The organism is Sphingomonas caseinilytica (genome assembly GCF_023516455.1).
In the GTDB taxonomy this organism is placed as follows: domain Bacteria; phylum Pseudomonadota; class Alphaproteobacteria; order Sphingomonadales; family Sphingomonadaceae; genus Sphingomicrobium; species Sphingomicrobium caseinilyticum.
Map to the genome: position 1 here is coordinate 310,428 of NZ_JAMGBA010000002.1, position 13,660 is coordinate 324,087.

A 13,660-nucleotide genomic window follows, 5' to 3' on the forward strand; every position below is an offset into this window, starting at 1 on the left:
TTGGCCCATGTGCTGATTGCCGAGGCGCGATTCTACGCGCATCTCAACGACATGCTGCTGGATGGAGCGCGGGGCGCGATCGAGGCGGCCGGACACAGCCACGAGACGATCACCGTTCCGGGAGCGCTCGAGCTTCCCGGCGCGGTCGCACTGGCGGCGGAGAGCGGAAACTATGACGCCTTTGTCGCGCTGGGCGTCGTCATCCGCGGCGAAACCTATCATTTCGAAATCGTCGCCGGTGAAAGCGCGCGCGGGCTGATGGCGCTGACCATGGACGGGCTGGCCGTCGGCAACGGCATCTTGACCGTGGAAAATGAAGCGCAGGCGATCGCTCGCGCCAACCCGAAGCACGCCAACAAGGGCGGAGGCGCGGCTGAGGCTGCCCTGGCGTTGCTGGAGCTGAAGTCGAAACTTAGCTGAGGGCGAGCCAGAGTTCGTTTCGGCGTAGCGGCCCGGGGACCATGGGCGAGTTGTAGAAGGCATATTCGGGCTCGCCCCGCGACGTCACGCCGCGTTTGGATAGCCAGCCGCGCAGGCGATCCTCCTGCTCCCGCAACAGAGCATCGGTCCATCGCCCGGAGAAACTGACGACCGCGACCTTCCGCGCCGGAAGCTCGACGAGCTCGACTCCCTCCGGCGGATCAGGGAGCTCATCGGCGCCGAGGCCCAACGGCATGACCACGCGGGTCCGCCAAGCGCCTTCCAGATCATCGTCGAACAGGGGCGGATCGCTGGCCATGGGCGCGCCTGAATCCTGGATCACCGGATTGAGCATCGGCAATTCGTCGCCGTCCCGGGACTTGGCGGCGAGGAAGTCGGCAAGGACCCGATGGCCCTCGTCCAATGCCTCGCGGCGCGGCCCGTTGACCACCGTTTCGGCAACGATCAGCGCCGGATAGTCACGGATCTGGTGATCGCCGTCGCTTTCCAGTGCCCGGAAATCGGGCTCCTCTTGGGCACGTTCACGGAAATAATAATAGGCCGCACCGCCGAGCAGAGCTGCGCCGACGGCCGCACCCGCCATCACGTCCTTGCGCATATCGTCCTCCCTTTGCGAAAGGGAGGAACCGGTCAGGCCGCTTCCTGTTCCCCAAGCGCTGGATAATCGACATAGCCTTCGGGGCCGCCGGAGTAGAATGTGCGCGGATCGCCCGGGTTGAGCGGCGCATCGATGGCGATGCGCTTCACCAGGTCCGGGTTGGCGATGAACAGACGGCCGATGCTGACCGCGTCGGCGGTGCCCGCGGCGATACGAACCCGCGCGTCGATCCAATCATGGTCGCTGTTGATCACGATCTTGCCGGAATAATGTTGGCGCATGGCCGGGCTGACCGGCTCGGTCGGTACCGACCCGGCCGATGTGGCCTTATAAGGTTCGCGAAGCTCAATCCACGGAACGCGGAGCTCCTCAAGCAGCTTGGCCAGCTCCGTGAAGAGCGCGATCGGGTCACTGTCCTCGACACCCTGCACGAGGATGTTGGGCGAAAAGCGGATTCCGACGCGGTCCATGCCGATAGCGCCGCCGACTGCTTCCAGCACCTGCCGGACGAAGCGGAGACGATTGTCGATCGAGCCGCCGTAGGCGTCGTCCCGGTGATTGTCGGAATCGCGGAGGAACTGGTCGACCAGATAGCCATTGGCGCCGTGGATCTGGACGCCATCGAATCCTGCCTCGATCGCGTTGCGTGCCGCCGTCACATAGTCGCCGATGATCCGGTCGATGTCGGCCTGTGTGGCGGCCCGCGCCTCTTCATAAGGCTTCTTGCCTTCATAGGTGTGGGCAAAGTCGGGCGCTGTCGTGGCGGAGGAAGAAACCGGCTTACCGCCACCGAGGTCCGAATGGACGAGGCGGCCCATGTGCCACAGCTGGGCGACGATCCGCCCGCCGGCCCGGTGGACCTCCTGCGTTACGGTTTTCCACCCATCGACCTGCGCCTCGCTCCAAAGGCCCGGGGCATTCGGCCAGCCAAGTCCTTCGCGGGAAATTCCCGTCGCTTCGGAAATGATAAGGCCGGCACCGGCGCGCTGGGCATAGTAACGAGCCATCAATTCGTTAGGCACGCCTTCCCGGCCGGCGCGGGCGCGGGTCAAGGGCGCCATGAAGATCCGGTTGGGGAGATCGATCGATCCAAGCTGGAGCGGGTTGAATAGGCTAGGCATCAAAGTCCTTTCACGAACATGCGAGGCGTTCCCCAGCGCCGCGGCGGAAGATAGTTTCGACGGAAAACCGGTTCAATCGCGGAATCGCTGGGCATCCATAAATAGAACTTATGGGACCGAAGGTCGGTTATCGCTTCCGCTCTTGCCCAATTCCCCCTAGTGGGCGCGGGTGAGCAAACAGAAGTCCCAATCGCTTGCGTTTATCGCACTGCTGGTCGGCAATTTGGCGCTTGCCTGCGGCCCCTTCCTGGTTCGAACCAGCGGAGTCGGCCCAGTTGCGGCGGGATTCTGGCGGCTTGCGCTCGCGCTTCCATTCCTTTGGGCGATTGCCTGGATGTTCCGCCAGCCGGTGCATTGGCCGCGCGCTAAGCTGACCATCGCGGTGCTGGCTGCGGCCTTCTTCTTCGCCGCCGACCTGGCCGCGTGGCATGCCGGAATCCTGCTCACCAAGCTCGGCAACGCCACCTTGTTCGGCAATATCTCCAGCTTCTTCTTCGCGGCCTGGGGACTTTGGCTCGCCCGTAAATGGCCCACGTCGATCCAGGCGCTTGCGCTAAGCCTTGCCGCGCTAGGGTGCGGCCTCCTCATGTGGGGCAGCGCGGAGCTGTCGGCGGAGAATCTTCGCGGAGACTTGCTCGCCGCCTTGGCCGGCCTGCTCTACACCGGCTATCTGATCCTGGTCGAACGGACGCGGGGAGAGCTCCAACCTCTGCCTCTGCTGTTCCTGGCCAGCCTGTTCGGTGCTGCAATGTTGCTCCCGGCCGCGATCACCGCCGGCGAACAGATATTTCCCGAAAATTGGGCGGGCCTGTTCGCGCTTGCGCTGTGCAGCCAGGTCATCGGCCAGGGACTGCTGGTCTATGCGCTGGGACATGTGCCGCCCTTGGTCGTGGGCGTTGCGATGCTGACCCAGCCCGCGCTCTCAGCCCTGCTTGGCTGGATCTATTATGGTGAGACACTGACCGGCCGTGACTTCGCCGGAGCCGCGATGATTGTCGCTGCGCTGATCCTGGTTCGCCTGAAGCAGAAAGGCGGAGCCGCCTTGCACGAACCGGCGGTGGCGCCCAATTAGCGCGCATGGACGAAGCGACTCCGACTCCGCTTGAACGCATCCGCCTGAAGCTCGCACTGGCCGTTGGAGAGAATGCGGCATTCGACGGCTGGAGCCTGAAGGCGGTTGAGAGCGCGGCAGAGCAAACCGGTATCGATCCGGCGCAGGCGCGGCTCGCCTTTCCAAAGCAGCCGGCACAAATGTTCGACGCCTATATCCATGGGATCGACGCCGCACTGGAAGCGCATTTCACGCCGGAGCGGATCGACGCGATGAAGATTCGCGATCGGATCCGAGCCCTTATCTGGCACCGGCTGGAATTGATGGCGCCGGCACGCGAGGCTGTTCGGACGGGCCTTTCGATCTTCGCCATGCCGCTGAATATTCCGCTGGCGCTGGCCGCTGGCTGGCGTTCGGCCGACCTGATGTGGCGATTGGCCGGCGATACAGCGACCGATTACAATCATTACACCAAGCGGCTGATCCTTTCGGGCGTCTATGGCTCCACGCTTCTGGTCTGGCTGGACGACCAGAGTGAGGGTTTGATGGAAACGGGCGCTTTCCTCGACCGGAGGCTGGCCGACGTGATGCGGTTCGAAAAATGGAAGGCAAACTGGAAAGGCAATGAGCTCCACCGGCCGAGCCTGACGCGCTTCCTGGGCCGCTTGCGCTACCCGGCTAGGTAGATTCCACACTTCCCACCAGCCATTGTTATTGATAATCGATTGCAAATGACCGGCCCGATCATCCCGCTCGACCAGCTTAAGCTGGGTATCCGCGCGCGAATCGCGGCCATCGATTGGTCTGCATTGGGCGAAAAGGAGGCTTCGCGCCTTCGCCATTTCGGCTTTGACGAGGGCGTGACCGTCGAGCCGTTGCATCTTGGACCATTCGGGCGCGATCCGCTCGCGATCCGCGTTGGCAGGATGACCGTCGCCATTCGCCGGTCGCACGCCCGAGCTGTCAAAGTCGCGACAGAGGACGCATGAACCCGATCCCGCTGGTGGCGGTTGCCGGCAATCCGAATGCCGGCAAAAGCGCCTTGTTCAATGCCCTGACCGGCGCCCGGCAGAAGGTTGGCAATTACCCCGGCGTCACCGTCGAACGGCATGTCGGCAAGGCCAGCCTTCCGGACGGATCGCCTATCGAGCTTGTCGACCTGCCCGGCGCCTATGGCCTGGACCCGACCAGTCCCGATGAAGAGGTTACGCGCGACGTCCTGCTCGGCAAGCAGAAGGGCGAGCGGCTTCCCAATGCGCTGCTGATCGTGGTCGACGCGTCCAACCTCGATAATCACCTACGCTTCGCATTGCAGCTGATCGACCTTGGCCTGCCGACCGTCGTGGCGCTCAACATGGTCGACCTCGCCAAGCGCGACGGATTGGAGCTGGACGCGGCGAAGCTTCAGGAGGAGCTGGGCGTTCCGGTCGTCGAGACAGTCGCCGTCCGCAAGCGCGGCATGGCCGAAATCATGGACCAGTTGCAGTCACTCCTCCTACAGCCGCGCAAGGTCCGCGCCGGCGAGGGCCCGGGCGAGGATCTGCTCCACCTGCAGCGGCGCGCGCGCGAAATCGCGATGGGCGCGATCGTTCGGGAAACGCCGGTGCGGCGGATCACGCACCAGCTCGATGGAATTCTCCTCCATCCGGTCGGCGGGCCGCTGATCCTTGCCGCGATCCTGTTCCTGATGTTCCAGGCGGTCTTTTCCTGGTCGGCGGTTCCGGCCGATGCATTGGAAGCGCTCACGCTCGATGCAGGCCAGGCGATCGGCAATGCCCTTCCCGATGGCTGGTTCCGTTCAATGATCGTGGATGGCATCTTCGCGGGCGTCGGAGCGGTGATCGTATTCCTTCCGCAGATCCTGATCCTGTTCCTGTTCATCCTGGTCCTGGAATCGACCGGCTATATGGTCCGTGCCGCCTTCATCATGGACCGGCTGATGAGCAGCGCCGGTCTTTCGGGCCGTGCCTTCATTCCGCTTCTGTCCAGCTTCGCCTGCGCCGTTCCGGGGATCATGGCGACCCGCACGATCGAGGATCCCAAGGACCGGCTGACGACCATATTGGTCGCGCCGCTGATGACCTGTTCAGCGCGGCTGCCGGTCTACACGCTGATCATCGCAGCCTTCATTCCTGCGATCACGGTCGGTCCGGGTATCGGCTTGCAGGGGCTGGTACTGTTCGGCCTCTATATTTCCGGAATCGTTGGCGCACTGCTTGCTTCGCTGGTCCTCAGGAAAACAGTCGTGAAGGGAGGCGGCGGCCATTTCATGATGGAGCTGCCCAAATATCAGCTTCCTCGCCTTTCCGACGTCGCCATCGGCCTCTGGCAGCGCGCCGCCATCTTCCTGAAGCGCGCCGGTACGATCATCCTGGCCACCACCATCGTCCTCTGGGCGCTCGCCAGCTTCCCGCAGGCTGGGCCGGGCGAAAAGCAGTCCGACGTGTCGATCGCCGGCTATATCGCCGACGGCATCCACACGGTGGTCGCTCCGATCGGTTTCAACAAGGACATCAGCATGGCCTTGCTCCCGGCAATGGCCGCGCGAGAAGTCGCCGTGGCGGCAATCGGCACCGTTTATTCGCTCGATGCGGAAAATGAGCAGGGCTTGCAGACTCTCGAGCAGAGGCTCCACGGGCGCTGGAGCCTCGCAACCGCGCTCGCCTTCCTCGCCTGGTTCATCTTCGCGCCCCAGTGCATCTCGACCATTGCCGTGACCCGCCGCGAAACCAATGGCTGGAAGTGGCCGATGTTCATGGTCGGCTACCTGTTCGTCGTGGCCTATATCGTCGCCGGCGCAACTTATTGGACAGCGGTCGCCTTCGGTCTTGGCTAATGCTCAAGCCCGTCCTAACGCTAATCCGACAAGCGAATATGGGAGAGTGAGATGGCGGGCGTGAACAAGGTGATTTTGGTCGGCAATCTTGGCGCCGACCCCGAGTCCCGCTCGCTCAACAATGGCGGCGAAGTCGTCAACATGCGCATCGCCACGTCGGAAAGCTGGAAGGACCGCGACGGAAACCGCCAGGAGCGGACCGAGTGGCACAATGTGGTGATCTTCAACGAGAATCTGGGCCGGGTCGCCAAGAGCTACCTGCGCAAGGGCAGCAAGGTCTATCTTGAAGGCCAGCTGCAGACCCGCAAATGGACCGACCAGAACGGCAACGACAAATATACGACCGAGGTGGTGCTGCAGCGTTTCCGCGGCGAACTCGTCCTGCTCGATAGTCGCGAGGGTAGCTCGGGCGGAGGCTATGGCGGCGGTGGCGGCGGCAGCTATGGCGACGATTTCGGCGGCGGCGGTGGCGGCGGATCCAAGCCGCAACAGCGCCCGCAGCCTGCGGCGTTCGACACCGACCTGGACGACGACGTTCCGTTTTAAAGGACGCCCAAACGTCTCCCTGAACGTGTTTCAGGGTCCATTTTCGAGCGCCCGCGGATTTCTCCGGTGTGGATGCTGAAACAGGTTCAGCATGACGCCGCTTCTTACTTCCCTAGCTTTTCCTTGAGCGCGGCCAGCGCGGCGAAGGGGCTTGCTTCCTCTTCGCTCATCACGCCTGCTTCCTTGAGCGCTGCGTCCGCACCCGCGCTGCGGGGGTAAGGATCGAGCGAAAGCGAAAGCGTATCGGCAATGGCGCTGCCAAGGTCGATCGCCGAACCATCGTGAAAGACGGTGTCCAGTTCGCCTGCCCCCAGCTCGATCTCATCGTCCGCACCGCCGCCCTTGGGTTCGGGGACGAACAGCAGGTCGAACGGCTCATCGACATGTGCCGGAACCGGATCGCCGGTCGCAACGCAGCTTTGATCGAGCGCAGCCTTCAGTCGCCCATTGGCCCTGACCTTCTGCCCGTCACGCGTCAGGACGGCGTGCGCTTCGAACCGGTCGAGATTCAACAGTCCCAGTCGGTCGGCGACCGCGGCGCGCTCTTCATCGTCGGCGACGATATCCAGCCGGTCGCCGTCGCGAATCTGATCGAGCGCAAGCCGATGGGCAAAATCGCTCAATCGATGCGGCCCTGCATGATTTCCCGGTCGGACTTCCCGTCCAGCCCTTCGTTGAAGCGCCGCAGCGCCTCCGAACAAAATGTCACCGGCGGTTCCATAACGGGCGGATCGTCGCGATAGATGCTGAGGCGAACTGCGTCTCCCCAATCCAACTCGCCCGCCCGTGCACGCCGCCACCAGTCGACTCGGCTGGCCAGCGCACCGACCATGAAGCGGACCTGCTTTCCGATCGACGGGTCGCCGAAACCGTTCTGGCGCATTTGGGCGTCCATGTCGGAAATGAAGCTTTCCGTCAGTGCAACCGAATGGCGCACCGCGTCCTCTTCGCCGTCCTCGAGCCGGAGGATGGTGATTGCAGCCAGGCTGGAGAGTACCGCGAATCGGCCGTCGAGGCTGTCCTCGACTCCGCCCTCCCGATACCAGGCGGGGCGCCGGGCCTCGTTGACCACCGAGCCATAGAGCGCTCCGGCATCGGGCGCCTTGGGCCTCAGTTTTGCCATCAACGAGCGCATCTCCATTCTCCTTATGCGGTCAGCGACTTGCGCCAGCCCTGCCGCTCCGCATATTGAGCCTCGACGCGCTGTTGGACAAGCGCGATCGATTGGAGACGAGATTCAAAATGGCGAAGCGCAGTCTAGTTGCGGCTATCAGTATGGCGCTTGCGCTGTCGGCCTGTGCCGGTTCACGCGATCACAAGGGCTTCGTGCTCGACCCGACCCTGGTCGATTCGATCCAGGCGGGCGTGGACAATAAGGAATCGGTTACCCGCACGATCGGCCGTCCGACCTATACCAGCCAGTGGGACCCGAACGACTGGTACTATGTGTCGCGCAACACCGCGCAGCTGGCATTCCGCGATCCGAAGGTCACCGAGCAGACCGTGCTTCGGGTGAAGTTCGACGCCGCCGGCAACGTCGTGTCGGTCGAAAAGACGGGCAAGGAGACGATCGCTCAAGTCGATCCGTCGGGCGACAAGACCCCGACCCTCGGCCGCAAGCGGAGCTTCTTCGAAGAACTGTTCGGCAATATCGGGACGATCTCGCAACCGGGACTTCCGGGCGCCAGCCAGCAGTAGTCGCCGATTTTCATTGAGCATCATGCTCGCCTCCCTGCGTCGGCGTGCCCCCGGCACGCCATACTAGGGAGCTCCCCCGGAAAGGCTGCGCGTGCTGCTTGTCGACATCCGCTATGCCGCCTAAGCGTTCGCGCATGACCGCGACGCCCGCCGGCATGACCTATGCCGATTATCTGAAGCTCGATACTTTGCTGTCCGCCCAGCAGCCGCTGAGCGACCTGCATGACGAGATGCTGTTCGTCATCATCCACCAGACCAAGGAACTGTGGATGAAGCAGATGCTGCACGAGGTGCAGCTGGCGATCTCGCTGATCGGCGAGGATCGTTTCGCCGAAGCCTATAAGGCGATGGCGCGGATCAGCCGGATCCAGTCGGTGATGACCTTGTCCTGGGACGTCCTTTCGACGCTGACCCCGGTCGATTATCTGAAGTTCCGCGATGTGCTGGGGACATCGTCCGGCTTCCAGTCTTCGCAATTCCGCGAAATCGAGTTTCGCCTCGGGCTCAAGGAACCGAACTTCATCAATCATTATGCCGAGGGCAGCGAAGATCAGGCGAAGCTCCGCCGCGCGCTGGCGGAACCGAGCCTACGGGAAGCCGCGCACGGGGCGTTGCAGCGCGCGGGGTTCGATCTTGGCGACGGCTCGACCGAGGCTGTCGCCGCGGCCTGGCTGCAGGTCTATCGCGATGCGGACCGCTGGTTCGACCTATACGAACTGGCGGAAAAGCTGGTGGACATCGATGACGCGCTTGCGGCGTGGCGGCACAAGCATGTGCTGACCGTCGAGCGGATCATCGGCAATCGTCCGGGCACGGGCGGGTCGGCGGGCGCGCCTTATCTTCGCAAGACGCTTGAGAAGCGGGTCTTCCCCGAGCTTTGGTCGCTCAGGACGGAATTGTGAGAGGGCTTGGACTTTGAGCTTCAAGCCGATGTTCGCGAAGAGCCTGGGCGCGGACCCGGCGCGGCTGCATTTCGCGGCGCATAGCCATCACCTCTGGCCCGACGCCTCCTTCGAAGGCCAGGTGCAATGTTGGGAGGACGCAGCTGCACTCGCCGACAACAAGTGGGACAAGGTGATGGGCGAGGTTTGGCCCGAGGCGCAGGCGCATGTCGCGAAGGAACTTGGGTCGGGCGATCCTTCGGCGATCGTCTTTGCGTCCAACACCCACGACCACATCATCCGCCTGGTTGCCGCGTGCCCGAGACAGGAAGGCAAGCCACTTCGGGTCCTCACAAGCGACGGCGAATTCCACTCGGCGCGGCGGCAGATGGCGCGTTGGGCGGAAGGTGGCGAGATCAGCCTTTCAAAGGTTGCGGCCGAACCGTTCGACGATTTCTCCGAGCGATTCCTGGGCGAGGCGCGGAACGGAAAGCATGACCTGATCATGGTCAGCCAGGTGCTGTTCAACAGCGGCCGGCTGTACGATCTTATCCGCGAATTGGCCGAACTGGCGCGAACCGAAGGCCCGTGGGTTGTAGTGGACGGCTATCACGCCTTCATGGCGGTCGAAGCCCCGATCGATGCGGCCGTGGCGTCGTCCATCTTCTACCTCGGAGGTGGCTATAAATATGCCATGGCCGGAGAGGGCATGGGCTTCATGCATTGCCCGCCGGGCTTCGGCCCGCGCCCGCCGATCACTGGCTGGTATGCGGAGTTCGGCGACCTCACGGCGCCGCCGGGAAGCCAGGTCGGTTATACCAGGGACGCCATGCGTTTCATGGGCGCGACCTTCGATCCGTCGGCGCTTTATCGGTTCAACGCAATCCGGCGGACGCTGGAGGAGAATGGAATCAGCACCGGCCGGGTCGCCGCGCGAGTGGCGGGATTGCAGGCGTTGATGCTCGATTTGGTCCGCGACACGGCGCTCGGCGAGGCAGAGCTTCTCAATCCATTGGATAACAAGCCGCACGCCCGCTTCTTCGCCCTCCGCGATTCCCGGGCGCAGCGGTGGTGCGCAGACCTGATGGCGCGAGGATGCGTCACCGACGTTCGCGGCGACGTGCTGCGCATCGGCTTTGGCCTTTATCATGACGAAGAGGATGTGGCGGCCTTCGCCGCGCTGGCGGGCGAGCTGAGCTAGGGCTTGAGGCCGCGCGCGATCAGTTCGTTCGCGTGGGCCGCGACAAGCTCCGCATCCTGCCGGCCCCAGACGCCGAAACGCAGACCCAGGAAGACGTTCATCCCCATGATCGCCCACGCGCGAACCTCGGTGGCGAGCGCCCCGTCGTCGCGCATCTGTCCCTTTGCGGTCGCCTCCTCGAGGCGGGCGGCAATGCGCGCGGCTGCCGTTTCATAGTGGGTTCTAAAGCCTGCCGGGTCGACGAATTCGGCTTCGTCGATGATACGGTAGACTTCCTTATGATCGAATACGAAGCGGAGGTAGGAGGCCAGCGCGAGCCGTTCCCGATCGATCTCGTCGGCTACGCCCTCGATGTCCGGAGCGACATGATCGCGCACCTGCCGGGACATATCGCGGACCAGTGCGGCGAATACTGCCTCCTTGCTGTCGAAATAGGTGTAGAAGGTCCCGAGCGCGACTTTTGCCCGGCCGGTAATGCCGACGATCGAACTGTCGTGGAATCCGCGCTGACCGAACTCGAGCAATGCGGCATCAAGGATTTTACGGAGAGTCTTCTCGCCGCGCGCCGTTCGCGGCGCCTTGCCCTTGCTGGCCGGAGAAGTCGTTCGCCCCACGGAACCATCCGCTAACCGCTGACCCCTACGCTTGTCCACTGCCACCCCCAAATGCATAGCCATGATTTCATAAGTTGAAAGCCGGTTCAACTTTCATTATGCATTGCCTCAAGGCCGTCGATCGGGAACGCCCGGCAAGGCCAGTATCAGGGACCCAAGGGGAGGAATTTTCATGTCTTACCGGACCGTCAGTGCCGCGCGCGCCATTCTGCTCGCGGGATCTGCCGCCATCGTTGCCATCCCGACGCAGGCGCTTGCGCAAGATGCCGAACAGGTTGCCGCCGAAGCCAATGAACAGGCTGACGAAGCCGCGGCAGATTCGGGCGAGATCGTCGTAACGGCGCGGCGCCGCGCGGAAGCGCTGCAGGACGTTCCCATCGCCGTTACCGCCTATTCGGGTGCGCAGCTCGAGCGCGAGGGCGCCATCGATATCACCGATATCGGCGACACCACTCCGAACGTTACGCTGGAAACTTCACGCGGCACGAACACCACCCTTACGGCCTTCATCCGCGGCGTAGGTCAGCAGGATCCGGTCGCCGGGTTCGAGCAGGGCGTGGGCATCTATTTGGACGATGTCTATCTCAACCGTCCGCAAGGCGCGGTGCTCGACATTTACGACGTGGAGCGGATCGAAGTGCTGCGCGGCCCACAAGGCACACTTTACGGCCGCAACACGATCGGCGGCGCGGTCAAATATGTCACGCGCGGCCTTCCCGACGATCCAGAATTGAAGGTGCGCGCCAACGTCGGAACCTATGGCCAGGCCGACCTGGTCGTGTCGGCCGGCGGAGCGTTGACCGAGGGCTTCCGCATCGGCGGATCGGCCGCCCGCCTGTCCCGCGAAGGGTTCGGCAAGAACCTCACGACCGGCGATGAAAATTACAACAAGGACATCTGGGCGATCCGCGGGACCATGGAAATGGAGCCGGTGGACGCCATCTCAGTCCGCGTTTCCGGCGACTACACCTGGGACGATAGCGAGGCGCGCGGCGGACATCGGTTGATCCCCAGCCTGTGCGACGCCCTGTGCGGACATACGAGCTATCCGGTGCTCGACGACGAGTTCGATACCAGGGGCGGGCTCACTGATCCCGAGCAGAAGGTTCGCGGCGGCGGCATTGCCGGCCACCTGACCTGGGACATCGCCGACGGCTATACCTTCAAGTCCATCTCGGCCTGGCGGCACAACAAGAGCCATACACCGATCGACTTCGAGTCGCTGCCTGAGATCGACGTCGACGTCCCGGCAATCTACGAGGACGATCAGTTCAGTCAGGAAGTGCAGCTGGAGATCGACCGCGGTCCGTTCGCCGGTATCGTCGGCGCCTATTATCTGGACGCCAACGCCAACAACATCTTCGATGTCCGCCTCTACACCACTTGTCCGACCGTTCCCCGGCCGGGATGCGTGATTGCACTGCCGGGTCTGTCGGCCGTTACCCAAGGCGATGTCGATACCAAGACCTGGGCGATCTTCGGCGACTTCACCTACGACATCACCGACCAGTGGAGCGTGTCGCTGGGCGGCCGTTACACCAGCGACAAGCGGCACGCGACGGTGTTCCGCGCCAACTATGTCTTCGGTGGCCAACCCGGCCTCGGCGGCGTTCCGCCCTTCGGCGATGGCGTACAACTCGGCGCTGCGACTTCCGATTTCGACGGCAAGCGCAAGGACACGGATTTCACCCCGCGTGCGTCCATCAGCTTCAAGCCCAACGAAGATCACAATATCTATCTGAGCTATTCGGAAGGCTTCAAGGGCGGCGGGTTCGACCCGCGTGGCCTGACGACTGCCACCCCGCGGTCGAGCCCGACCGTCCCGCCGACCGAAGAAGAGATTTACGAGTTCATGGCGTTCGAGCCCGAGACGGTCAGAAGCTATGAACTGGGTTGGAAGGGAGCGCTGTTCGACAAGCGGCTGAGAATGGCCGTCGCCCTGTTCCGCGCCAACTATAAGGACGTCCAGGTCCCGGGTTCGGCCGGCGGCGTGACCGCGGGCGGCGTTCCGACCTTCGTCGGAATCACCACCAACGCCGGCAAGGCGCGCTTCCAGGGTGTCGAAGTCGAAGCCAATTGGGCCGTCGCGGAAGACCTTGCGACTAGTGGCGACCGCCTGAACCTGGCCGGCACGGTCGGCTTCCTCGACGCCGAGTATCGGGAATTCCTGACCGTCGTGAACCGTAACGAAGCCGGTGCGCCGATCGCCCCGATCGAAGTCGACATGGCTGACTTCCGCGAAGTGCAGAACACACCCAAGTGGACGTTGAGCGGTAGCGTCAATTATGACACCCCGCTCGCCAGCGGCCGACTGAACTTCAATAGCTCGCTGTCCTATCGCAGCAGCAGCCAGCAGTTCGAGATTGCCACGCCAGGTATCGACGAAAACGGCTTCGCACTCCTCGACGCCAGCCTCGTGTGGCGGTCCGCCGGAGATCGCTGGTCGATCGGGCTGCACGGGAAGAATCTGACCGACACCAAGTACATCACTGCCGGATACAACTTCCTGCTGCAGAATCCGTACACGGGCGACTTCATCCAAGCGAGCGGAGCGCCGGCGACGACCCCATCGCAGCTTGTCCCGGCCTTGGGACGGGAAGGCGTGCTGAACGCGTTCTACGGAAACCCGCGGCAGGTATTCCTGTCCTTTGGCGCGAAGTTCTAGCGGGGGCT

15 protein-coding genes are annotated in these 13,660 nt (G+C 63.3%); 10 read left to right on the forward strand and 5 right to left on the reverse strand.

Annotated features, from left to right (window positions below; all coding sequences use genetic code 11):
* Nucleotides 1-420, forward strand: a complete 420-nt coding sequence (gene ribH / locus LZ496_RS08110; RefSeq protein ID WP_249904132.1) for a 6,7-dimethyl-8-ribityllumazine synthase — start codon at nt 1-3, stop codon at nt 418-420.
* On the opposite strand, the gene LZ496_RS08115 is transcribed toward ribH, so the two are convergent.
* Nucleotides 413-1,039, reverse strand: a complete 627-nt coding sequence (locus tag LZ496_RS08115) for an SOUL family heme-binding protein (protein ID WP_249904133.1) — start codon at nt 1,037-1,039, stop codon at nt 413-415. The genes ribH and LZ496_RS08115 overlap by 8 nt on opposite strands.
* A gap of 32 nt (nt 1,040-1,071) precedes the next feature.
* Complete coding sequence (locus LZ496_RS08120) at nt 1,072-2,160, reverse strand: alkene reductase (protein ID WP_249904134.1); 1,089 nt, start codon at nt 2,158-2,160, stop codon at nt 1,072-1,074.
* Between the two features lie 169 nt (nt 2,161-2,329).
* On the opposite strand from LZ496_RS08120, the gene LZ496_RS08125 reads away from it, so the two are divergent.
* From LZ496_RS08125 to ssb, 5 genes are read left to right on the forward strand one after another with little or no spacing between them, the layout of a single operon-like run.
* Nucleotides 2,330-3,232: a DMT family transporter gene (locus tag LZ496_RS08125; RefSeq protein ID WP_249904135.1), complete on the forward strand. Its 903-nt coding sequence runs from the start codon at nt 2,330-2,332 to the stop codon at nt 3,230-3,232.
* 5 nt (nt 3,233-3,237) lie between these two features.
* Nucleotides 3,238-3,897, forward strand: coding sequence for a COQ9 family protein (locus LZ496_RS08130; RefSeq protein WP_249904136.1), 660 nt, complete (start codon nt 3,238-3,240; stop codon nt 3,895-3,897).
* A gap of 45 nt (nt 3,898-3,942) precedes the next feature.
* Entirely contained in the window at nt 3,943-4,200 is a 258-nt protein-coding gene (locus tag LZ496_RS08135) for a FeoA family protein (protein ID WP_249904137.1), read from the forward strand.
* The gene (gene feoB, locus LZ496_RS08140; RefSeq protein WP_249904138.1) at nt 4,197-6,047 is read left to right on the forward strand and encodes a ferrous iron transporter B; all 1,851 of its coding nucleotides are present in this window, start codon (nt 4,197-4,199) and stop codon (nt 6,045-6,047) included. The genes LZ496_RS08135 and feoB overlap by 4 nt, the downstream gene beginning before the upstream one ends.
* A 51-nt stretch (nt 6,048-6,098) precedes the next feature.
* Nucleotides 6,099-6,593 (forward strand): single-stranded DNA-binding protein, encoded by a 495-nt coding sequence (gene ssb / locus LZ496_RS08145; RefSeq protein WP_249904139.1) that lies wholly within the window; start codon nt 6,099-6,101, stop codon nt 6,591-6,593.
* A gap of 104 nt (nt 6,594-6,697) precedes the next feature.
* Here ssb and LZ496_RS08150 read toward each other — a convergent pair whose 3' ends face one another.
* Nucleotides 6,698-7,216, reverse strand: coding sequence for a YceD family protein (locus LZ496_RS08150; RefSeq protein WP_249904140.1), 519 nt, complete (start codon nt 7,214-7,216; stop codon nt 6,698-6,700).
* Entirely contained in the window at nt 7,213-7,728 is a 516-nt protein-coding gene (locus LZ496_RS08155) for a ubiquinol-cytochrome C chaperone family protein (protein WP_249904141.1), read from the reverse strand. Before LZ496_RS08155 ends, LZ496_RS08150 begins: the two co-directional genes overlap by 4 nt.
* Before the next feature lie 107 nt (nt 7,729-7,835).
* On the opposite strand from LZ496_RS08155, the gene LZ496_RS08160 reads away from it, so the two are divergent.
* The 3 genes from LZ496_RS08160 to LZ496_RS08170 all read left to right on the forward strand — a co-directional run bounded on the left by LZ496_RS08160 (nt 7,836) and on the right by LZ496_RS08170 (nt 10,373).
* Nucleotides 7,836-8,291 (forward strand): outer membrane protein assembly factor BamE, encoded by a 456-nt coding sequence (locus LZ496_RS08160; protein WP_249904142.1) that lies wholly within the window; start codon nt 7,836-7,838, stop codon nt 8,289-8,291.
* 134 nt (nt 8,292-8,425) lie between these two features.
* Nucleotides 8,426-9,193 carry a tryptophan 2,3-dioxygenase gene (locus LZ496_RS08165; RefSeq protein WP_249904143.1) on the forward strand — a complete coding sequence of 256 codons (768 nt, stop codon included), beginning with the start codon at nt 8,426-8,428 and terminating at the stop codon, nt 9,191-9,193.
* Nucleotides 9,194-9,221: 28 nt separating this feature from the next.
* Entirely contained in the window at nt 9,222-10,373 is a 1,152-nt protein-coding gene (locus LZ496_RS08170; RefSeq protein WP_249904144.1) for an aminotransferase class V-fold PLP-dependent enzyme, read from the forward strand.
* Here LZ496_RS08170 and LZ496_RS08175 read toward each other — a convergent pair.
* Nucleotides 10,370-10,987: a TetR/AcrR family transcriptional regulator gene (locus tag LZ496_RS08175; protein WP_249904145.1), complete on the reverse strand. Its 618-nt coding sequence runs from the start codon at nt 10,985-10,987 to the stop codon at nt 10,370-10,372. The genes LZ496_RS08170 and LZ496_RS08175 overlap by 4 nt on opposite strands.
* A gap of 172 nt (nt 10,988-11,159) precedes the next feature.
* Here LZ496_RS08175 and LZ496_RS08180 point away from each other — a divergent pair, with 172 nt between their 5' ends.
* Nucleotides 11,160-13,652, forward strand: coding sequence for a TonB-dependent receptor (locus LZ496_RS08180; RefSeq protein WP_249904146.1), 2,493 nt, complete (start codon nt 11,160-11,162; stop codon nt 13,650-13,652).
* Nucleotides 13,653-13,660: the final 8 nt, after the last annotated feature.